Consider the following 20,469-nt stretch of genomic DNA (forward strand, 5'->3'; position numbering starts at 1 on the left):
GTTCCCATGGCTTTCCTCGAAATATCGCACCTGCAAAAAAGCTTCGGAACCAACAAGGTCGTTCAGGACTTCAACCTGACGATCAAAAAGGGCGAATTCGTTTCCTTCCTCGGGCCTAGCGGCTGCGGCAAGACCACCGTTTTGCGCATGGTGGCGGGATTTGAGATTCCGACCTCGGGCATCATCAGCATCGACGGCCAGGATGTCGTCAACCTGAAACCTAACCAGCGCAATATCGGCATGGTATTCCAGGCCTATGCGCTTTTCCCCAACATGACCGTGGCGCAGAACGTCGCCTTCGGCCTTCGTGTCTCCAAAAAGCCGAAAACCGAAATCGATGCGACGGTGGCGGAAATGCTCGACCTCATCCGGCTCGGGCATCTGGGCGACCGCTATCCCTACCAGTTGTCGGGCGGCCAGCAGCAGCGCGTGGCGCTGGCCCGCGCGTTGGCGACCAAGCCGCAGGTGCTTCTCCTCGACGAGCCGCTCTCCGCGCTCGACGCCAAGATCCGCGTCTCCTTGCGCCAGGAGATACGCGCCATCCAGCAGAAGCTCGGCATCACCACCATCTTCGTGACGCATGATCAGGAAGAGGCGCTGTCGATCTCCGACCGTATCGTTGTCGTGTCGGAAGGCCGCGCCGAACAGATCGGTAGCCCCTTCGATATCTATAACCGCCCGGCCTCGCGTTTCGTCGCCTCCTTCGTCGGCACGCTCAACGTGCTTGAAGGCAAAGTGGACGATGCCGAAGCAGGCGTCGTCGATCTCGACGGCAACAGGATAACGCTGGCGCAGCCGCTCTCCGGCTATAAGAAGGGCGAGATGCTGGCCTTGGCGCTGCGCCCTGAAGCCGTAACCATAGGCCGGCAGAATGGCCACGATACGGCGGTCGAAGGCACGATCAACGACGTGCATTTCCTGGGTTCGGTCATCCGCACGCGCGTCTCGCTCGGCAAGAACAACATCTCGCTGGACATGTTCAACGATCCGAGCTCCCCGCCGCCGGGGCGCGGCGAGAAGGTCAAGATCGGCTTCGCCGCCAAGGATCTCCTGGTTCTGGGCGAATAAGTCCAGGAGAAGCGCGAGCCGCCCCTGCTAGGGACGGCTTGATCATTGCATCACCGACTCAGCCCATATCCGACCAGGGACCATGGAAATCGCCCTCCCGGTCAAGCCGCTTGAAGCCATGTGCGCCAAAGAAATCGCGCTGCGCCTGAATGAGATTGGCCGTGCCGCGCGCTTGGCGATAGCCGTCGAAATAGCTGAGCGCGGAGCTGAGAGCCGGCACCGGCAGCCCCGAGAGCGCGGCGGTGGAAACGACGTTGCGCAGCGCCGCCGAACCCTTGGTCATGCGCTCGATAAAGGCCGGCGCAAGCAGCAGATTTTCCGGCGACCCCTTGTCGAATGCCTCGGCGATAACGTCGAGGAACTGCGAGCGGATGATGCAGCCGGCACGCCAGATGCGGGCGATGGTCGCCAGCGGCAGGTCCCACTCATATTCCTTCGAAGCACCCGCCATCACCGCGAAACCCTGCGCATAGGCAGCGATCTTGCCGGCAAGCAGGCCCTGCTCGAGATCATCGATGAAACGGGCGCGATCCTCAGGCGAGAGAGCGGCGGCACCTGAGGGGTAAGCCTTCTCCGCAACTTGGCGCTCCGACTTGAGCGCTGAAAGCGAGCGCGCGGCGACGGCGGCTTCGATGCCGGTGGCGGGAATGCCCAGCATCTGCGCCTCGATGGCCGACCAGCGCCCCGTTCCCTTCTGCCCGGCCGAATCCAGAATGACATCGACCGCCGCCTTGCCCGTATCGGGATCGACGGCGAGCAGCACCTTGGCGGTAATCTCGATCAGGTAGGAGTTGAGCGGACCGTCGTTCCATTTGGAAAAGACGCTGCCGATGGCGGGGGCCGACAGACCGAGCCCGTCGCGCAGGATGCCATAGACCTCCGCGATCATCTGCATATCGGCATATTCGATACCGTTATGGATGGTCTTGACGAAATGGCCGGCGCCGTCGGGTCCGAGAAGCGCGCTGCAGGGTTCGCCCTCATATTTAGCGGAAATTGCCGTGAGAACCGGAGAGATGCGGTCATAGGCTTCCTTGGTGCCGCCGACCATGATCGACGGGCCGTGACGAGCGCCCTCCTCTCCACCGGAAACGCCCATGCCGACAAAGGTCGGATCATCAGCGCCGAGGCTGTTCAGGCGACGGACCGTGTCATGGAAATTGGCATTGCCGGCATCGATGATGATGTCGTCACGCATCAAGAGCGGCTTTAGCGCTTTGGTCTCCTGATCGACCGGATCGCCGGCCTTGATCATGAGAATGATCGGCCGCGGCGCGCGGATGCTGCCGACGAGCTGCTCCAGCGTATCGCACGGAATGATCCGCTCCTTGAACTCCCCGGCATTCTCATGGAACTCGTGGGTCTTCTCGGTCGTGCGATTATAGACAGCGACGCGGTAGCCTTTTTCGGCGATGTTGAGCGCGAGATTCGCTCCCATGACACCAAGACCGATCAGTCCGATATCCGCTTTTTCCATGACGCTTCCTTTCGGGGATATGTAACAGGAGAGATTGGCGGCACGCCCGTGCCGGAATCAGATTTAGATTATTGTCTCAGTCTATCGATTTTATTGTGGCAGACAAAGATATCTGGGAAGCTGCAGCGGCAAATTGAAGAGGCCCGCGCCTACTCCCCACGCAATTCCTCCATTTCCCGGATCCGCTTGCTGGCCGTCTCCTCGGCGTGACGCGTGATCTCTGCGATGAGCGTTTCGGCAACGACGAAAAGAGCCGCCGTTGAATCCCACGCCGACGGGACGGCGGTGCGCCCGGCAAGCACATGCCGGGCAAAGCGGGCGATGGGCGAAAGCCACTGGTCGGTCAGGAGCACGATCTCGACACCGCGCGCTTGCGCCTTTTCGGCAAAGCGGATCAGGCTTTCCTGGTAACGGCGTATGTCGAAGATCACCAGCACGTCACGCTTGCCCATGTCGATCAGCCGATCGCGCCAATTGCTCTCCTGCCCGTCGAGATGAACCACATCGGGGCGGATGATCTGCAAATGTGCCGCCATGTAACGGGCGATCGGATCGGTAAACCGTCCGCCGATGAGATGGATGCGGTTGCGTGGCCGGCTGAGCAGGGCAACGATTTGCACGATCTGTGCCTCGGGCAGATGGCTGAAGGTTTCGCGGATATTGTCGAGCGTGGCGTCGACCTGCGCAAAGGCGCTCCGCGGCCGGGTGGACGGCGATGCCAGATTGCGCGTCAGCGGCGATTGTATCTGTGCTGCCAGTTCCTCCTGCAGGGCTGCCTGGAATTCGGGATAATTGGAAAAGCCGAGCCTTGCCACGAAGCGCAGGATGGTCGGAGAACTCACGCCCGCCTGTACCGAAAAATCCGCGACCGTTTTCAGGCCGATCAGCGGATAGTGAGCGACCAGCGTCTGCGCCGCCTTGCGCTCGCTGGCGGACATCGAAGCGATCTTCTCACCAATCAGTTCGGATATGCTTGCTTTCATTTCCTTCGCCTGTTCCACCCGCGGTTTTCTTTTCGTCTTACAGCATATGCATCGAAACGGTCGGAAAAATTCATATTTGACAAATTTGCCGGATATGTATCAAATCATACGAGAATGGAAATTAAAATAGATGCTGTAACAAACAGTACACTCCTCGGGAACACGAAATGGTTGACGCGATCACGGCTGCTGACGTTGAGAATCCGGTCAGGATTACGAACAGGCACGGCAAAAGCCCGATGCTGCTGCTCTGCGACCATGCGTCGAACCATATCCCCGCCGGCTTTGACACGCTCGGACTGACGCACGAGGAACTTCAACGCCACATCGCGTGGGACCCTGGCGCCATAGGCGTGGCCCGCGAAATGAGCCGCCACCTCGACGCTCCGCTGGTCGAATCCTGCATCTCCCGCCTCATCATCGATTGCAATCGGCCCCTCGATGCGCCTGATCTCGTCCCGGGCTCGAGCGAACTGACCGCCATTCCGGGCAACCAGAGTTTGAGCGCCAATGAGATCGCCGAGAGAGTGGCCCTGTCGCACGCGCCCTATCATGCAGCGGTCGAAGCTCTGATAGCGTCGCGCGTCGCAGCCGGCATCGCGCCGGTTCTCATCGCCATCCATACGTTCACGCGCGTCTATCGCGGCAGGGAACGCCCCTGGCATATCGGCATCATCCATGACGACGATATCAGGCTCGCCAAACCCGTCATTGCCGGACTGCAGGCGGAAGCAGGCCTTTGCGTCGGGATAAACCAACCCTATTCGCCGGCTGATCGGGTTTACTATACGCTGGAGCGCCACGCACGGACCAACGGCCTGCAGGCGGTCATGATCGAGATCCGCAACGATCTCGTGACGACTGAGGAAGAAGAAAAACAATGGGGCGAGAGGCTCGCCCGCATCCTGGGAGAGACACAAGGAGAAATTTGATGCCGCCGTATCAGGCGGACGCGAATGCACTGAAGTCAACCAAGCAAATTGACAGGGGAAACCAAAATGGCAAGTGCAGACAAGAAAGTCGTCGGCAGCGTCGCTTATCAGACGCGCGACAAGAATTATTTCGAGAGCCGGCAGCTCATACGCCACGCCAATGTATGGCACCTGTGGGCGCTCGGCGTAGGCGCGGTGATATCGGGCCATTTCTCCGGCTGGAACGGCGGTCTGCTGCAAGGCGGCTGGGGCGGCATGTTCATCGCCACAATCATCATCGCCATCATGTATCTGGGGCTGACCTTCGCCATCGCGGAAATGTCGCCCGCTTTGCCGCACACGGGTGCGGCCTATTCGTTTGCCCGCACATCCATGGGCCCATGGGGCGGCTTCGTCACAGGGCTGGCGGAAAATGTCGAATATGTCCTGACGCCTGCCGTCATCGTCTTCTTCATCGGCTCATACCTTACGGGCATTTTCGGCACCTCGGCGGAATTCCAGCCGGTCTGGTGGATCGCCGCCTATATCGTCTTCCTCGGGCTCAACATCTGGGGCGTCGCGCTGTCCTTCCGCGTGACGCTTGTTGTGACCCTTCTGGCGCTGCTCTGCCTCGTCGTGTTCTGGTTCTCGGCGCTCAGTCACATGGATTTCTCACGCTGGGCGCTCAATATCGGCCCCGGCGGCGTCGAACTGCCCGAAGGCAACGGACCGTTCCTCCCAAACGGCATCGGCGGCGCGCTCGCCGCCCTGCCCTTCGCCGTCTGGCTGTTTCTCGCCATCGAGCAGTTGCCGCTGGCCGCCGAAGAATCGATCGACCCGAAGCGCGACATGCCGAAGGGCATCATTCTGGGCATACTGACGCTGATCGTCTCGGCCTTCGCCATCCTGACGCTCAACCCGTCGGTGATCGGCATCGGCTCGTTTGCGCTCGGCTCATCCGGTGAGCCGCTGCTCGATGGCTTCAAGGCGATCTATGGCGAAGGCATCGCCAAGGGGCTGGCGCTGGTCGCAGTGCTGGGCCTCATCGCCTCGTTCCACACCATCATCTTTGCGCAAGGGCGGCAAATCTTCTCGCTGAGCCGCGCCGGCTATTTCCCGACCTTCCTGTCGGTCACGCACGGCACACGCAAGACCCCGCATGTCGCCATGATCGGCGGCGCGCTTCTGGGGCTGGCGGTGATCCTCACCCTCTGGTTCCTGCTCGGCTCGGAAAGAGGCGGCGCGGCCATCGGCTTCACGCTGCTCAACATGGCGGTGTTCGGCGCGATGCTCAGCTACATCATGCAGGCGGTGTCCTTCATCCTGCTGCGCCGGAACCAGCCGAACATGCAACGGCCCTTCCGCAATCCGTTCGGCATACCCGGCGCGGTGCTCACCATCGTCATCGCCTTCGTCACGCTCTATTTCCAGCTCGCTGACCCGGTCTACCGCCAGGGCATTCTCGGCGTCGCCCTCTGGTTCGCCGTATTCATCGCCTATTTCGCCCTCATCGGTCGTCACAAGCTGATCCTGTCGCCGGAAGAGGAGTTCGCGCTGGAGCACGGGGCAGCCGCCAAGGCCGTACCGGAGGCTACGGGTCAAGTCGCGTCCTAAGCGTAGCGCCCTCCTTCCCCCTTGCGGGGAAGGTGCCCGCGTTAGCGGGCGGATGGGGGTGGTGACGATTGTGTTCAATACTGCACCACCCCCACCCGGCCCTACGGGCCACCCTCCCCGCAAGGGGGAGGGAAAGCGCAGCACCTAAAATCCATCCCATCCGCCGGAGACAGCAATGCCTGGAAATCTCACCTTCAAAGAACTTAAAAAACAAGTCGCGGATGGCGCCATCGACACCGTTCTCGCCTGCTTCGTCGATATGCAGGGCCGGCTGATCGGCAAGCGATTCCACGGCAGCTTTTTTCTTGAATCGGCCCATGACGAAACCCATGGCTGCGATTACCTGCTTGCCAACGATATCGATATGGAGCCGGTGCCCGGCTACACGGCGGCAAGCTGGAAGAAGGGCTATGGCGATTTCGTCATCAAGCCGGATCTCTCGACCATCCGCCGCATTCCATGGCTCGAAAAGACCGCGCTGGTTCTCTGCGATGTGCTCGACCACCACCACCACGAAGACCTGCCGCATTCGCCGCGCGGCATCCTCAAGCGGCAATTGGTGCGGCTGAAAGAACGCGGCTACCTCGCCTATTTCGCCTCCGAGCTTGAATTCTACCTCTTCGACGAGACCTATGAGAGCGCGCGGTCCAAGCACTGGCAGGGAATGGCGACCGCCTCGCCCTATATCCAGGATTACGTGATCCAGATGACCACCAAGGAAGACGCGGTGATGCGCGCCATCCGCAACGGGCTTTTCGATGCCGGCATCCCGGTCGAGAACTCCAAGGGCGAATGGGGTCCGGGCCAGGAGGAAATCAACGTCCGCTACTCGGAAGCGCTGGAGATGGCCGACCGTCATGTGGTGATGAAAAACGGCTGCAAGGAGATCGCCACCCAGATGGGCAAGGCCATCACCTTCATGGCGAAATATGATTATTCACTCGCCGGAAGCTCCAGCCACATCCACAATTCATTGTGGAGCGCCGATGGCAAGACATCGCTTTTCCACGATCCAAAGGCCGAACACGGCATGTCGGCGCTCATGCGCTCATGGGTGGCGGGGCAGTTGAAATATGCTGATGATTTCACCCTGCTGCTGGCGCCCTATATCAACTCCTACAAGCGTTTTCAGGTAGGCACCTTTGCGCCCACCAAGATGGTCTGGAGCCGCGACAACCGCACGGCGGGCTTCCGCCTTTGCGGCGAAAACTCGAAGGCCATCCGCATCGAATGCCGCATCGGCGGCGCTGATTTGAACCCCTACCTCGCCTTCGCCGGCCTGATCGCGGCAGGATTGGCCGGTATCGATGAGAATCTCGAACTGGCCAAGCCCTTCGAGGGTGACGCCTATGGCGAGCAGCTTCCTGAAATTCCCAAGACGCTGCGCGAGGCAACCGATATATTCGCCAAATCGGAGATACTGAAATCCGCATTGGGCGAAGAGGTGATCGAGCATTATGTTCACACAGCCCGCTGGGAACAGCTCGAATACGACCGCCGCGTCACGGATTGGGAACTGCATCGCGGATTTGAGCGGTATTAGAGGAGTGTCTGATTTAATGGAATCGCGAGGCACCCCCCTCTCTGCCTTGCCAGGCATCTCCCCCACAAGGGGGGAGATTGGCTGACACGACCATGCTACCCAATCTTCAACATCTGCGATTGGTGCCAACGCTTATGAAGGCGTAATCTCCCCCCTTGTGGGGGAGATGGCTGGCAAGCCAGAGGGGGGTGTTCTGTCCCGCCAGCGGTAAAATGAAAGGGAAAAAACAAAATGACCGAAACGGTGAAGATCGTCTCACCCATCGATGGCTCCATCTATGCGGAACGCCCAGTCGCCAGCGACAAGTCGCTCGACGCGGCGGTGGAAGCTGCGCGGAAAGCTCAAGGTCCATGGGCTGAAACGCCGATGCTTGAGCGCGGACGTTATTGCCTCGCCGCCCTCGAAGCGCTCATAGCCATGAATGACGAGATCGTGCCGGAACTTAGCTGGCAGATGGGCCGCCCGGTGCGCTATGGCGGCGAGAAGGGCGGCCTCGAGGAACGCACGCGCTACATGGTGCAGATCGCCGAAGACGCGTTGAAGCCCGTCATCGCCCCCCTCATATCCAATGACAGGCCCGGCTTCCGCCGCTATGTCAAGCATGTGCCGCTGGGCATCGTCATGGTCATCGCGCCATGGAACTACCCCTATCTCACTGCCATCAACACCATCATGCCGGCGCTGATTGCCGGCAATACCGTGCTCTTGAAACATGCCGCCCAGACGCTTCTGGCGGGCGAGCGTTTCCAGCAGGCCTTCGACAAGGCTGGCCTGCCCAAGGGTGTCTTCCAGAATATCGTGCTCAACCACGGGCAGACGGAAAGACTGCTCGCCTCTGGCCGCATCGATCATGTGAATTTCACCGGCTCGGTCGGCGGCGGCAAGGCGATTGAAAAGGCCGCAGCAGGCACTTTCATGACGCTGGGGCTGGAGCTTGGCGGCAAGGATCCGGCTTACGTCCTGCCCGACGCCGATCTCGACCACGCGGTCGCCAATCTGGTCGATGGCGCGTTCTTCAACACCGGCCAGTGCTGTTGCGGCATCGAGCGCATCTATGTGCATGAGGATGTCTACGACAAATTCGTCGATGGTTTCATCGACCTTACCCGGCAATATGTCATCGGCAATCCGCTCGATCAGGCCACCACCATGGGACCGATGGCACAAACCCGCTTCGCCGATCTGATCCGCGAGCAGAAGGCGGAAGCGCAGCACTTGGGCGCCAAGGCGCATATCGACATGAGATTGGCCGAGGACAGGCCGGGCTCGCCCTATCTCGCGCCGGACGTGCTGACCAATGTCGATCACCAGATGAGCGTCATGCGCGAGGAAAGCTTCGGCCCCATCGTCGGCATCATGAAAGTGCGGGGTGACGAGGAAGCGCTGGCGCTGATGAACGACAGCCCCTACGGCCTCACCGCCTCGCTATGGACCGCCGACACCGACCACGCGGCGCTGCTCGGCGACCGGATCGAGACCGGCACGGTGTTCATGAACCGCTGCGACTATCTCGACCCCGCATTGGTCTGGACCGGCGTCAAGGACACCGGCAAGGGCGCCGCCCTCTCCGCCATCGGCTTCGCCAACCTCACCCGCCCCAAATCCTATCATTTGCGCGAGACGATCTGAAAGCCAACCGCCTGAAAGACAAGTGCATGACCAAATTCTTCTCCAAATGGAACTACCCCACAACAGTGCTTTTCGGCGAGGGGCGCATCGGGGAACTGCCCGATGTCCTCGCCAGTGCGGGCATCGCCAATCCTCTGTTCGTCACCGACCCCGGCCTCGCAAGGCTGCCGGTCGTCGCGAGCACACTGAAGATTCTCGACGATTCCAGCGTATCCTACGGTGTCTTTTCCGAGGTTAAGCCCAATCCGGTGGAATCCAATCTCAACGCCGGCGTGAATATCTTCCGGGACGGCGGACACGACGGCGTGATCGCCTTTGGCGGCGGTTCGGCATTGGACCTGGGCAAGCTCGTCGCCTTCATGGCCGGTCAAAGCCGCCCGGTCTGGGATTTCGAGGATGTCGATGACTGGTGGACGCGCGCCGACGCCAGCGCCATCGCGCCTGTTATCGCCGTGCCGACCACCGCGGGCACCGGATCGGAAGTCGGCCGTGCGGCGGTCATCACCAACGAGGCGACCCATACGAAGAAGGTCATCTTCCATCCGAAGATGCTGCCGGTAACCGTCATCGCCGACCCCGAACTCTCCATGGGAATGCCGCCTTTCGTCACGGCTGGAACCGGCATGGATGCATTCGCCCATTGCCTGGAAGCCTATTGCGCGCCGGGCTACCATCCGATGGCCGACGGTATCGCCGTCGAAGGCATGCGCCTCGTCTTCGAAAACCTGCCCAAGGCCTATGCGGACGGCAAGGATCTGACGGCGCGCGCCAATATGATGAGCGCCGCCGCCATGGGCGCCACCGCTTTCCAGAAGGGGCTCGGCGCGATCCATTCGCTGTCGCATCCCATCGGCGCTCTCTACGACACGCATCACGGCATGACCAATGCGGTGTTCATGCCCTATGTGCTGGCCTTCAACCGCGACGTCGTCGAGGAACGCATTATCCGCCTGTCGCGCTATCTCGGCATCAAGGGCGGCTTCAACGGCTTTGCCAAGGCCGTCCTGAAACTACGCAAGCAGCTGAAGGTGCCGCACAAGCTGCCGGGGCTGATCAAGGGCCTGGAGATGGACGACAAGCGGAAGGCGCTGATCGCCGACATGGCGGTGGTCGACCCAACCGCCGGGGGCAATCCGGTGCAACTGACGAAGAAGAACGTCCTGGAACTGCTGAACGCTTCCATCGAGGGGAAGCTCTGAAATACTGAGGGCGCGGAAAGGGAATTTCGCGCTCTCGTATGATTATCAGGCGGAGAGGCGAAGCGCCTCTTGTCCACTGGCCATACGGCGACCGGATGGCGTGAGAATCCCCCGCGCGCCGTCGAGATGGCCGGGCTTCAACTCCAGTGCCAGAAAACGACGCCGCTCGACCGGACCGGGCATCGCCAGAGCTGCAACCTTATCGCCGGAAAAGCCGAACCGCGCGTAATATTCAAGGTCGCCGACCAGCAGGATCGCGCCAGCCCCAAGCCGTGCCGCCTCGCTAATCGCCTGGCGCATCAGCGCCGATCCGATGCCCAGCCCTTCGGCCGACGGGTCAACTGCCAGCGGGCCGAGCAGCAGCGCCGGCACATGAGCGCCCGATCCATCACGCCCCGCACGGATATCCCAAAGTCGGACGGTTCCAAGCAAAGTGCCGTCTGGCCCACGCGCGGCAAAGGCCAGCCCGGCAGCGGGAATCCGCCCGCGCCGCAGCTTTTCGGAGGATTTGCGGTGGCGGCCCTCGCCCATCGCGCGGTCTAGCAGCGCCTCGCGGGCAGCCACATCAAGCGCCGCCTCGGCGTGGATGACGAAGGGCTGATTGTCGATCTGGGAAACTGTCGCGTTCATTGTCGTGACCATCGGTCTGGAGCAGTTTGGTTTTGATGGAGTTGCGTGCAAGTTGCCCCTCACCCTTACCCTCTCCCCGCAAGCGGGGCGAGGGGGGCATCGGCGTTGCCGCTTCGCCCTTCTCCCCGCGTGCGGGGAGAAGGTGCCGGCAGGCGGATGAGGGGCTTTTCGCTTAGATGACGTAGGATCGGAGCGGCTCGAAGCCGTTGAATGCGACCGAGGCGTAGGTGGTGGTGTAGGCGCCTGTACCCTCGATCAAAAGCTCGTCGCCGATGGTAAGCGATACCGGCAGCGGATAGGGCGTCTTTTCATACATCACATCGGCGGAATCGCAGGTCGGTCCGGCGAGGATGCACGGCTCGGTGCGATCGCCGTCGCGCGGCGTGACGATCTGGTAGCGGATCGCCTCGTCCATCGTTTCGGCCAGACCGCCGAACTTGCCGATGTCGAGATAGACCCAACGGACATTGTCGTTATCCGCCTTCTTTGAAACCAAGACCACCTCGGTTTTGATCACGCCGGCATTGCCGACCATGCCGCGGCCCGGCTCGACGATCGTCTCGGGGATGCGATTGCCGAAATGCTTGCGCAGCGCATCGAAGATAGCGCGTCCATAGGCCTGCGCAGTCGGCACGTCGCGCAGATAGCGCGTCGGGAAACCGCCGCCCATATTGACCATCTTGAGCGTGATGCCTTCCTCGGCAAGCGCCGCGAAGACGCCCCTGGCATCACCCAGCGCGCGATCCCATGCGGAAAGATCTGTCTGCTGCGAACCGACATGGAACGACACGCCATGGGCGTTGAGACCAAGCGACTTGGCGCGGCGCAGCACATCGACGGCCATGGCAGGCACGCAGCCGAACTTGCGCGACAGCGGCCATTCCGCACCCTCGCCATCGGTCAAAACGCGGCAGAAGACGCGAGCGCCGGGCGCTGCACGGGCGACCTTCTCGACTTCCTCGACGCTATCGACGGCGAAGAGACGGATGCCGAGCTCGAAGGCGCGCGCGATGTCGCGTTCCTTCTTGATGGTATTGCCGTAGGAGATGCGCTCCGCGGGTGCGCCGGCATCGAGCGCCATTTCGATCTCGGTGACCGAAGCGGTGTCGAAGGACGAGCCGAGCGAAGCCAGGAGGCGCAGGATTTCCGGCGCAGGGTTGGCCTTCACCGCGTAGAAGATGCGCGAGTCCGGCAGAGCCTTCTCGAAGCCGATATAATTTTCGCGCACGACATCGAGGTCGACCACGAGGCAGGGACCGTTCAGACGTCGGGTGTTGAGGAAATCTATGATGCGCTGCGTTGCCATAATAATCTCCTGTTCCAGCGGCCGGAGGCCGCTTTCGCAAAGGCTGCGGCTTGCCGGCTGCCCGCCGGTTTGCTGCCGCAAAGGGACAAAGTGCATAAAGCCATCCACCGCGTAGCCAGCCTTTGGAGGTGCTGGAAACATGCGAAGGTTTCATGCGGCGATGGAACAACGCTAAAGCGCGCGTTATTCCGCTTTGTCTGCCTTGGCTTGGAATTGGGAGAACCGCATCCGCACTGCCGGCAATGAAGGTGTGCCTCTTCAGTAATTTCGGTTTTTGGACAACCGAAAGACACCAGAAAGGCCCGCACCGTCGTTGCTTCAAGATGTCCTCGGATCTGGCGGTTGGCCGACAGACCGACTGGAGGGGTTAGTTCCAGGTACCTTACCGTTTACCCTCACCATTCGAGGGTCGGCGGACACCCACAGGCACGTGCGACTTTGGGCAAGCGCGATATAAGGTGAAATTTGTGTCCAATCAATGACAAATCTGCATTACGGCAAAGTTTTTTATATACTGAACAACGGGGCCAAATCATCTACAAGAGGTGAACAACGGCAAACTGGCGGCAAGGCCGGAAATGCATAGGTTTCGAACTGGACTGGAGGACCGCTGTTCATGGATACGCTTACCCGGATGCGCGCCTTCATAGAGGTCGTGGAAGCCGAGGGGTTTTCCGCGGCCGCACGCAAGATCGGCAGGTCCAAGGCGCTTCTCTCCAAATATGTGCGCGAACTGGAAGACGAACTGGGCGTATTGCTGCTCAACCGCACGACACGGCAATTCTCCATGACCGAAACAGGACATACATATTATCAGCGTGCCTCGGAGATCATCCGCGATATCGACAGCCTGCAGGATTCGGTCAGCGAAACGAGCGGCGACGCCCGCGGACGCATCAAGCTTTCCGCGCCCCGCACTTTCGCCGACGCGCCGATCGGTCTGTCCCTGATCGATTTTTGCGCGGAGCACCCCGACATCGTCCTCGATATCCGCCTCGACGATCGCTTCGTCGATCTGGTTGAGGAAGGCTTCGATCTGGCGGTTCGCATCACCCGGCTCCAGGATTCTTCGCTCATCGCCAAGCGCCTGACGCCATTCCACCTCGTGCTATGCGCATCTCCCGAGCTCATCGCAAAAGTGGGGATGCCCGACAGGCCGGAGGGGCTGCACGACCGCCCCTGCATCATCGACACCAATGCCCAGTCCCGCAACAACTGGCATTTCCGCAATACCGACGGATCGCTGCTCACCGTTCCCGTCAGCGGCCCGATCGAGGTCAACAGTCCGCTGACGACCATGGCGGCGGCGGTCAAGGGGTTGGGCTTCTGCATTCTTCCGCGCTTCATAGCCGAGCCGGAGCTCGAAAGCGGCAGGCTGATCGCGGGTCTGGACGAGTTCACCATCAAGGATGGCGGCATCTATGCCGTTTATCCCCATCGCCGATATCTCCCCGCCAAGGTGCGCGTCCTGGTGGATTATCTCGCAAAATGGTTCAAGGAGCGGAACAATTCATAATGATCCGCCTCTTCGGATGCCGCCGGTCCCACTTTCGCCAAGTTCACCGATTGAATTGCCAGGAATCACAAGGATTGAATCATGCCTCGAACTGAGGATCGTTTGACGAAGCGCCAATTCAGGCAAACGGTTGCGCTGGCGCTTGCCGCCCTGGCGGTGGCTTCATTGCCCTCGCCGGCGCGCGCCCACCCGCATGTCTTCGCCGACGCGCGCCTCGAAGTCACCGTCGCGCCGGACGGAACCGTCGAGAGGCTCGCCCATGTCTGGCGCTTCGACGACATTTTCTCCAGCACTGTCCTGATGGAATTCGACAAGAATGGCGATCTGAAGCTCGATCAGAGCGAGTTGGATACGCTGAGCCAGACGATCAACGATTCCATCGCCGAGTATAAATATTTTCAGACCGTTCTTTCCGACGGAAAGGAAGTGCCGATGATAAAGCCGGCGCATCTGATCGCCGATTTTCCTGACAATCAGCTTCTGATCATGTTCGAATCCAAACCGGAGAAGCCCCTGAAAGTCGACCACAAGGTAAGCTTCGGCGTCTATGACCCAACCTTCTACACCGCGATCGATTATCCCGACGATTCCGACATGCATATATCTGGTGTGCCTAACGGCTGCGCGTCCAAGGTCGTGCGGCCCAATCCCGACGAGGCGATCGCCGCCAATCAGACGACCCTGACCGATGCCTTCTTCAACGATCCGACCGGCAATGACATGTCGAAAATTTTCGCAACCCGCCTCGAAATCACCTGCGGCCAGAGCTGACCGAAACGACAGGAACAACGCATGAAAAAGCCGGACTTCCTGGCAAGCCCGATCTTTTTGGCAAGTGTGACGGCCGGTCTGATATTTACCGGACATGCCTGGGCTCAATCCTCGCTCGGCATCGGAGCAAATGAGGTGGCCATGCAGCCGGTCGGCCCCTTTGCCCATGTCATCCAGTGGATCATGACGGAGCAGCGCAATTTCTATCTGGCCATGACGGGCGCTCTGAAGGCGATGCGCGAGGACCCGTGGCAGGCTGCCATCCTGATCGGATTGTCGTTCGTCTACGGCATCTTTCATGCTATCGGACCCGGCCACGGCAAGGCGGTCATCTCTTCCTATATGATCGCCAACGAGACGGCGTTGAAGCGTGGCGTTTTCCTGTCCTTCGTTTCCTCCATCCTGCAGGCATTCTCGGCCATCCTGGTCGTCGGCTTGGCCTGGCTCGTGCTGCGCGGCACCAGCGTCTCGATGAAGGATACGGCGCGTTACATGGAACTCGCGAGCTACGCCCTCGTCATTGTCTTCGGCCTATGGCTGCTCCGGCGCAAGGTGCCGCTCCTCTTCGCCGCGCGATCACAGGAGGCGAACGCAGCCGAGCCCTCCGGAGGTTTTGCGGTGGAAGCGCTCGCCTTCTCGTCTCCGGGCGTATGGGAAGGCGCTGTTTCCGAGAAATCGCGCGGGCTGACCAATGGCCGCGGCAAGCGCCTCAATTACAATCGTGCGCTGCCGGCAGGAGCGATGCCCGATCATGCCTATCAGGGGACGGGTGAAACCTGCGCTGCCTGCGGAAACAACCATGCCCCCGATCCCGCGCAGCTATCGGGAGATTTCAATTGGAAGACGGCCTGGTCCGCCATCATGGCGGTCGGCCTTCGCCCATGCTCGGGCGCGCTCATCGTGCTCACCTTCGCTCTGTTGAACGGTCTCGTTCTGGGCGGCATTCTCTCGGTCTTCGCCATGGCGCTCGGAACCTTCATCACCGTCGCGGCTCTTGCCACAATGGCGGTGATGGCGAAAAATCTCGCGCTGAAATTCGCGGGCAGCGGCGTCATGTCGGTCAAGCTTCAGGCAATCATCGAAATCGGAGCCGCACTCTTCATCGTTCTCGTCGGCGTGCTGCTTTTCACGGCGGCCCTGACGATCTGATCGTCGATCTGATTCCGAACGAACGTCAATCCTTGCGCTTCTGTTGACGCGCACGCAGCCAGAAGACGCCGAAGAACGCCAACACGAACAGCGTGGCGAACAAGCCAGCCAACAACGGCGATTCCGCACCGAGCGCCAGCATGATGCGCGGCATCAACAGCCAGATAACGCCGAAACCCAGAAGGATGGCCCCGGCGGCGATCACTGCATTACGCGTTTTTGGATCTTGCAATACCGTGCCCCTTTTTGTGCGCCGACTTCTTTGCCTGCGCCGACTTCTTTGCCTGCGAATGACCACGAGCCGCGGGCTCCCCGGCCATGTCGCTACCATGATTCCCATGTCCGTCAGCACACGGGCCGGATTCGGTTTCGACTGTGGCATGGGTGATTCCGTGCGTGGAGGCAAGCCTTTGCTTGACCAGCCGGGTAACCGCCTCCGCATCGCCGCCATCCGCCAGCCGCGCATGCAGCGTGGCAAGATTGCTTTTGCCGTCGAGCGACCAGACATGCATGTGATGGACGTTCTCGATCCCCGGCACGGTCTTTTCCAGATCGCGTGCGATATCGTCGCGGTCGAGCACGTCGGGTGCGCCCTCGAGCAATACCTGCCCCGCATCGCGCGTGAGCCGCCATGCGCTCACGAACAGCAGCACCGCCACCAGCCCCGAAAGGATCGGATCGATCGGATACCAGCCGGTGGCGAGGATGACGAGGGCAGCGGCGATCGCGGCGATGGAACCGAGCAGGTCGCCCATCACATGCAGGATAGCGCCGCGCATATTGAGGTTTTCCCGGTCGCCGCCATGCAAAATGAAAAAGGCGACCATATTGACCAACAACCCGGCTATGCCGACGGCGAGCATCGGCCCGCCAAGCACCACCGATGGCTGCTCGAACCGCTCCCAGGCCTCATAGACGATCCATGCGCCCACGACGAATATGGCAAGGCCGTTCGTATAGGCGACCAGCGTCTTGACCCGGTCGAAACCATAGGTATGCCGGTTCGTCGCCGGGCGCTCCGCCAGATGAAAGGCATACCAGGCAAGCCCGAGCGACACGGAATCGGTCAGCATATGTCCCGCATCCGCCAGCAGCGCCAGCGAACCGGTCCAAAGGCCGCCCATCGCTTCCACCACCATGAAGCCCGCCGTCAGGACGGCAGCGATGAGAACTCGCCGCTTGTCAAGGCCGCTGTAATCATGATCATGATCGTGGCGGTGATCATGTCCGTGGTGATCGTGATGGGTATGGTTCTGTGCCATCGGTTCTTGCTTTCACTCAGCTGGAGAGTTCTGCACGCAGATCTTCCAGCCGCTTCTTCTGGTTGCCATCGGCATCGAAATTATCCGGTGACAGCCATTTCTCATAGGCCTGTCTGAGCGCAGGCCATTCGCCGTCGGTGATGGAGAACCACGCCGTATCGCGATTTTTGCCCTTCACCACCAGATGCTGGCGGAAAACGCCTTCGAACTGGAAACCGAAGCGCCGCGCCGCCCGCTTCGACGGTTCGTTTTCATTGTTGCACTTCCATTCGTAACGGCGATAGCCGAGCTCGTCGAAGACCATGCGGGCAAACAGGAACTGCGCTTCCGTCGCCGCTGGCCTGCGCGCAATGAGCAGCCCCCAATAGATATTGCCGATCTCGATGGCGCCATGCTCCGGATCGATGCGCATCAGCGCCTGACGCCCGGCGACCTTGCCCGTCGCCTTGTCGATGACCGCGAAGAACAGCGGATCGGCGCTGGCTTCAGCTTTTTCGAGCCATGGCTGAAACGCTGCCCGGTCGGCAGGCGCATCCTCGAAGAGCCAAGTGAAACGTTGAGCCACATCAGGCACGGACGAGGCTTCGAAGAGCCCGTCGCCATGTTTCGCCGCATCGAGCGGTTCGAGCCGAACGTAAGTCCCTTCGAGAACCTTGCGTTCGGGCAAGGGTCGCACCGTCCAATGTTTCAGATCCGCCATTCTTTCCTCCAGTGGTCTTTGGGCGCCACAGGAGCACAAATCAGATGCAACTGGAACAGGTCGGAATACGACGGGGATAATATTTCTACCCGTCCTTTCCGAACCGCATCGAACTGCGATCGACCGAAACCGCCTTGACGAGGGCGAATGCCTCCTCACCCGGCTTCAATCCGAGATCGGCCACCGATTTCCGCGTCAGCCTCGCCCGCAGCAGCTGCGAAGCGAATGCAAGCTCGACTTCCGCGAAGGCGGCACTCTCGCCACTGATCGCGACGATCCTGACCGGCAACACATTGCGAATGCTGATTGCCTCGGGCGCATGGCGGGCAAGCGATACGTCGCGGGCGCGGACGCGCAAGCGCACCTGCATGCCCGGACGCAGCATCTCATCGACGATCTGGAAGGTTTCGCCGCCTAGATCGATATAAGTCACCCTATATTCGACATCATGCCCGGTCACATGGCCCTCGATGAGCGCACCCACATCCTCGCCTGCGCTGCCGATGCCATCGATCCTGGCGAAGACCTCCGCCACTGGGCCGCTCGCCACGACCCTCCCCTCCGCCAGCACGACAAGCGTATCGGCAAGCCGCGCCACCTCATCGATTTCGTGACTGACATAGACGATCGGCAGGCCGCTCTCGTCGCGCAGACGCTCCAGATAAGGCAGGATTTCCTGGCGCCTCGCATGATCGAGCGAAGAAAGCGGCTCGTCGAGCAAAAGCAATGCCGGGTTGGAAAGAAGCGCCCGCCCGATGGCGACGCGCTGGCGCTCGCCGCCCGATAGCGTGACAGGCCTTCGCTCAAGCAGCGCGGCCAACCCCAGGAGATCGACCACCTCCGCGAAAGGCCTTCCCGCCCGACGTCGCCCCGCCCATAATGCATAGGTCAGATTGTGTCTGACCGACAGATGCGGGAACAGCCGGGCATCCTGAAAGACATAGCCGATATGCCGCTTTTCCGGTGCAAGATCGATACGGCTTTCACTGTCGAAGAGCACATGTTCACCGATGGCGATGCGCCCTTTCTGCGGCGAAAGCGTCCCGGAAATCATCTTCAGAAGCGTTGTCTTGCCCGCGCCCGAATGTCCGAACAGCGCCGTGACGCCACGCAATGCCGTGAAATCGGCGCTGACGGAAAAGCTGCCGCTTCTGCCCGAAATGGAAACCACGAGCTCGCTCATCCGGATCGCCCCGAATCGAGCCGGCGTTGCAGCCATTCTGAGAGGATGACAGCCACGACCGACAGAAAGACGGAAACCAGGATAAGCTTGATCGCCGCGCTGTCACCGGCGGGCGTCTGCAGAAAGGAATAGATGGCGAGCGAAAGCGTCTGCGTTTCGCCTGGAATGTTGGAGACGAAGGTGATCGTCGCGCCGAATTCGCCCAGCGCCTTGGCAAAACCCAACATCGCACCGGCGATGACGCCGGGCAAAAGCATGGGCAGCGTCACGGTGAAGAAGGCGACGATACGCCCTGCGCCGAGCGTCCGTGCCGCTTCCTCGAGGCCACGGTCGATATTCTCGATCGAAAGACGCATCGGCCGCACCAACAGCGGAAAGGCCATGACGCCGGCGGCGAGTGCCGCGCCGGTCCAGCGGAAGGCGAACCCTATCCCGAACCATTCGCTGAACGGTGCGCCGAGCGCACCGCGCGTCCCGAACCATAAAAGAAGCAGATAACCCGTCACCACCGGCGGCAGGACCAGCGGCATCGTCACCATCGCCTGCAGCAGGCTCTTGCCGGGAAAGGAATAACGCGCCAGCACCCAGGCGACTGCAAAGGCGAGCGGCAGCGCAAAAAGGATGGCGACGAACGCGATCCGCAGCGACAACAAAATGATGCCCCAATCCGCCTCTGTCAGCCCAAACATGCCGCTTCCCGTCAATTGCCGACCTCCGCGGCGGGCACGAAGCCTTTCGCCCGGATGATCGCCTGCCCTGCATCACTGGCGAGGTAATCGAGGAAGGCCCTGGCCTCCGCCGACCCCTCACCGACCAATGCCGCCGGATAAAGGATCGGCGAATGGCTCGACGCGGGAAAGCGATATGCCTCGGCCAGGCCAGACGCTGCGGCTAGATCGGAAGCATAGACGATGGCCGCATTCACTTCGCCGCGATTGACATATTGCAGCGCCACGCGGACATTTTCGGCAAAAACCGCGTTCTTCTCGACCTCCGTCCAGATGCCGAGCTTTTCCAGCGCCGCCTTGCCGTATTTTCCCGCCGGCACGTTGGAGGGGTCGCCCATCGCAAAACGCCCTGCCCCCAGAATATCGATCGCTTCGCTTCGCTCCCCGCCTGCCTGCGTTACAATGACAAGCGCATTGCCGGCAATGACCCTGCGCGACGGAACCGAAATCAGCTGACGCTCCTGAAGATAATCCATCCAATCCTCATCGGCGGAAATGAAGATCGAGGCGGGCGCGCCGGCCTCGATCTGCTTGGCGAGTACCGAGGACGCCGCGAATGAAAAGGTCACATCCGCCCCATGCGTGATCTTGAACTGCGCAGCCGCCTCTTCGACCACGTCCTTCATGCTGGCGGCGGCGAATACCGTCACCTTCTCGGCGGCGTTTGCGCTGGCGCCCACACCGAGACTGAAGGCAAACAAAAGGGATAAAAAGAGCTTTTCCATCAGACCATCCTGCCCACACGAACATGCAACATCCAGCCGGAAATTCTCCCGGCGGCTTTTCGTTTGACGTGACGG

General features: G+C 60.9%; 19 protein-coding genes. 9 read left to right on the top strand and 10 right to left on the bottom strand.

Features of this window, described 5'->3' with window-relative positions; all coding sequences use genetic code 11:
* Positions 1-6 precede the first annotated feature (6 nt).
* A complete protein-coding gene (locus tag C5748_RS14815) occupies positions 7-1,068 on the top strand; it encodes an ABC transporter ATP-binding protein (protein ID WP_105742715.1) in 1,062 nt (353 codons plus the stop codon).
* 58 nt (positions 1,069-1,126) lie between these two features.
* On the opposite strand, the gene gndA is transcribed toward C5748_RS14815, so the two are convergent.
* Positions 1,127-2,545 carry an NADP-dependent phosphogluconate dehydrogenase gene (gndA, locus tag C5748_RS14820; RefSeq protein WP_105742716.1) on the bottom strand — a complete coding sequence of 473 codons (1,419 nt, stop codon included), beginning with the start codon at positions 2,543-2,545 and terminating at the stop codon, positions 1,127-1,129.
* Between the two features lie 149 nt (positions 2,546-2,694).
* On the bottom strand, positions 2,695-3,546 hold the full coding sequence (locus C5748_RS14825; RefSeq protein WP_425350255.1) for a MurR/RpiR family transcriptional regulator: 852 nt from the start codon (positions 3,544-3,546) through the stop codon (positions 2,695-2,697).
* Between the two features lie 149 nt (positions 3,547-3,695).
* On the opposite strand from C5748_RS14825, the gene C5748_RS14830 reads away from it, so the two are divergent.
* The 5 genes from C5748_RS14830 (at position 3,696) to C5748_RS14855 (ending at position 10,424) form a co-directional block, all read left to right on the top strand.
* Positions 3,696-4,460 (top strand): N-formylglutamate amidohydrolase, encoded by a 765-nt coding sequence (locus tag C5748_RS14830; RefSeq protein ID WP_105742717.1) that lies wholly within the window; start codon positions 3,696-3,698, stop codon positions 4,458-4,460.
* A gap of 66 nt (positions 4,461-4,526) precedes the next feature.
* Complete coding sequence (locus tag C5748_RS14835) at positions 4,527-6,053, top strand: amino acid permease (RefSeq protein ID WP_105742718.1); 1,527 nt, start codon at positions 4,527-4,529, stop codon at positions 6,051-6,053.
* A gap of 175 nt (positions 6,054-6,228) precedes the next feature.
* Positions 6,229-7,596 (top strand): glutamine synthetase family protein, encoded by a 1,368-nt coding sequence (locus C5748_RS14840; RefSeq protein WP_105742719.1) that lies wholly within the window; start codon positions 6,229-6,231, stop codon positions 7,594-7,596.
* Positions 7,597-7,827: 231 nt separating this feature from the next.
* The gene (locus tag C5748_RS14850; protein WP_105742720.1) at positions 7,828-9,225 is read left to right on the top strand and encodes an aldehyde dehydrogenase family protein; all 1,398 of its coding nucleotides are present in this window, start codon (positions 7,828-7,830) and stop codon (positions 9,223-9,225) included.
* Between the two features lie 26 nt (positions 9,226-9,251).
* Positions 9,252-10,424, top strand: coding sequence for an iron-containing alcohol dehydrogenase (locus C5748_RS14855; protein WP_105742721.1), 1,173 nt, complete (start codon positions 9,252-9,254; stop codon positions 10,422-10,424).
* A 45-nt stretch (positions 10,425-10,469) separates the two neighbouring features.
* Here C5748_RS14855 and C5748_RS14860 read toward each other — a convergent pair whose 3' ends face one another.
* Both C5748_RS14860 and odc2 read right to left on the bottom strand, forming a co-directional pair.
* Positions 10,470-11,054 carry a GNAT family N-acetyltransferase gene (locus C5748_RS14860; RefSeq protein ID WP_105742722.1) on the bottom strand — a complete coding sequence of 195 codons (585 nt, stop codon included), beginning with the start codon at positions 11,052-11,054 and terminating at the stop codon, positions 10,470-10,472.
* A gap of 172 nt (positions 11,055-11,226) precedes the next feature.
* Entirely contained in the window at positions 11,227-12,360 is a 1,134-nt protein-coding gene (gene odc2 / locus C5748_RS14865; protein ID WP_105742804.1) for an ornithine/lysine decarboxylase, read from the bottom strand.
* Positions 12,361-12,976: 616 nt separating this feature from the next.
* Here odc2 and C5748_RS14870 point away from each other — a divergent pair.
* The 3 genes from C5748_RS14870 (at position 12,977) to C5748_RS14880 (ending at position 15,796) form a co-directional block, all read left to right on the top strand.
* Complete coding sequence (locus tag C5748_RS14870; RefSeq protein ID WP_105742723.1) at positions 12,977-13,876, top strand: LysR family transcriptional regulator; 900 nt, start codon at positions 12,977-12,979, stop codon at positions 13,874-13,876.
* An 81-nt stretch (positions 13,877-13,957) separates the two neighbouring features.
* A complete protein-coding gene (locus C5748_RS14875; RefSeq protein ID WP_105742724.1) occupies positions 13,958-14,647 on the top strand; it encodes a DUF1007 family protein in 690 nt (229 codons plus the stop codon).
* A gap of 21 nt (positions 14,648-14,668) precedes the next feature.
* Complete coding sequence (locus C5748_RS14880; protein WP_105742725.1) at positions 14,669-15,796, top strand: nickel/cobalt transporter; 1,128 nt, start codon at positions 14,669-14,671, stop codon at positions 15,794-15,796.
* Positions 15,797-15,821: 25 nt separating this feature from the next.
* On the opposite strand, the gene C5748_RS14885 is transcribed toward C5748_RS14880, so the two are convergent.
* The 6 genes from C5748_RS14885 to modA all read right to left on the bottom strand — a co-directional run bounded on the left by C5748_RS14885 (position 15,822) and on the right by modA (position 20,394).
* Positions 15,822-16,028 carry a hypothetical protein gene (locus tag C5748_RS14885; protein ID WP_105742726.1) on the bottom strand — a complete coding sequence of 69 codons (207 nt, stop codon included), beginning with the start codon at positions 16,026-16,028 and terminating at the stop codon, positions 15,822-15,824.
* Positions 16,006-17,058: a cation diffusion facilitator family transporter gene (locus C5748_RS14890; protein ID WP_105742727.1), complete on the bottom strand. Its 1,053-nt coding sequence runs from the start codon at positions 17,056-17,058 to the stop codon at positions 16,006-16,008. Before C5748_RS14890 ends, C5748_RS14885 begins: the two co-directional genes overlap by 23 nt.
* Positions 17,059-17,074: 16 nt before the next feature.
* Complete coding sequence (locus C5748_RS14895) at positions 17,075-17,758, bottom strand: GNAT family N-acetyltransferase (RefSeq protein ID WP_105742728.1); 684 nt, start codon at positions 17,756-17,758, stop codon at positions 17,075-17,077.
* A gap of 85 nt (positions 17,759-17,843) precedes the next feature.
* Positions 17,844-18,941 (bottom strand): molybdenum ABC transporter ATP-binding protein, encoded by a 1,098-nt coding sequence (modC, locus tag C5748_RS14900; protein WP_105742729.1) that lies wholly within the window; start codon positions 18,939-18,941, stop codon positions 17,844-17,846.
* A complete protein-coding gene (gene modB, locus C5748_RS14905; protein ID WP_105742730.1) occupies positions 18,938-19,630 on the bottom strand; it encodes a molybdate ABC transporter permease subunit in 693 nt (230 codons plus the stop codon). Before modB ends, modC begins: the two co-directional genes overlap by 4 nt.
* 11 nt (positions 19,631-19,641) lie before the next feature.
* On the bottom strand, positions 19,642-20,394 hold the full coding sequence (modA, locus tag C5748_RS14910; RefSeq protein ID WP_105742731.1) for a molybdate ABC transporter substrate-binding protein: 753 nt from the start codon (positions 20,392-20,394) through the stop codon (positions 19,642-19,644).
* Positions 20,395-20,469 lie beyond the last annotated feature (75 nt).

It is taken from the genome of Phyllobacterium phragmitis, assembly GCF_002980495.1.
GTDB classification, from domain to species: Bacteria; Pseudomonadota; Alphaproteobacteria; order Rhizobiales; family Rhizobiaceae; genus Paramesorhizobium; species Paramesorhizobium phragmitis.

Coding starts and splice junctions, on each gene's coding strand:
- C5748_RS14815 (WP_105742715.1), top strand. CDS start 7: ATGGCTTTCCTCGAAATATCGCACCTGCAAAAAAGCTTCGGAACCAAC.
- gndA (WP_105742716.1), bottom strand. CDS start 2,545: ATGGAAAAAGCGGATATCGGACTGATCGGTCTTGGTGTCATGGGAGCG.
- C5748_RS14830 (WP_105742717.1), top strand. CDS start 3,696: ATGGTTGACGCGATCACGGCTGCTGACGTTGAGAATCCGGTCAGGATT.
- C5748_RS14835 (WP_105742718.1), top strand. CDS start 4,527: ATGGCAAGTGCAGACAAGAAAGTCGTCGGCAGCGTCGCTTATCAGACG.
- C5748_RS14840 (WP_105742719.1), top strand. CDS start 6,229: ATGCCTGGAAATCTCACCTTCAAAGAACTTAAAAAACAAGTCGCGGAT.
- C5748_RS14850 (WP_105742720.1), top strand. CDS start 7,828: ATGACCGAAACGGTGAAGATCGTCTCACCCATCGATGGCTCCATCTAT.
- C5748_RS14855 (WP_105742721.1), top strand. CDS start 9,252: ATGACCAAATTCTTCTCCAAATGGAACTACCCCACAACAGTGCTTTTC.
- C5748_RS14860 (WP_105742722.1), bottom strand. CDS start 11,054: ATGAACGCGACAGTTTCCCAGATCGACAATCAGCCCTTCGTCATCCAC.
- odc2 (WP_105742804.1), bottom strand. CDS start 12,360: ATGGCAACGCAGCGCATCATAGATTTCCTCAACACCCGACGTCTGAAC.
- C5748_RS14870 (WP_105742723.1), top strand. CDS start 12,977: ATGGATACGCTTACCCGGATGCGCGCCTTCATAGAGGTCGTGGAAGCC.
- C5748_RS14875 (WP_105742724.1), top strand. CDS start 13,958: ATGCCTCGAACTGAGGATCGTTTGACGAAGCGCCAATTCAGGCAAACG.
- C5748_RS14880 (WP_105742725.1), top strand. CDS start 14,669: ATGAAAAAGCCGGACTTCCTGGCAAGCCCGATCTTTTTGGCAAGTGTG.
- C5748_RS14890 (WP_105742727.1), bottom strand. CDS start 17,058: ATGGCACAGAACCATACCCATCACGATCACCACGGACATGATCACCGC.
- C5748_RS14895 (WP_105742728.1), bottom strand. CDS start 17,758: ATGGCGGATCTGAAACATTGGACGGTGCGACCCTTGCCCGAACGCAAG.
- modC (WP_105742729.1), bottom strand. CDS start 18,941: ATGAGCGAGCTCGTGGTTTCCATTTCGGGCAGAAGCGGCAGCTTTTCC.
- modB (WP_105742730.1), bottom strand. CDS start 19,630: ATGTTTGGGCTGACAGAGGCGGATTGGGGCATCATTTTGTTGTCGCTG.
- modA (WP_105742731.1), bottom strand. CDS start 20,394: ATGGAAAAGCTCTTTTTATCCCTTTTGTTTGCCTTCAGTCTCGGTGTG.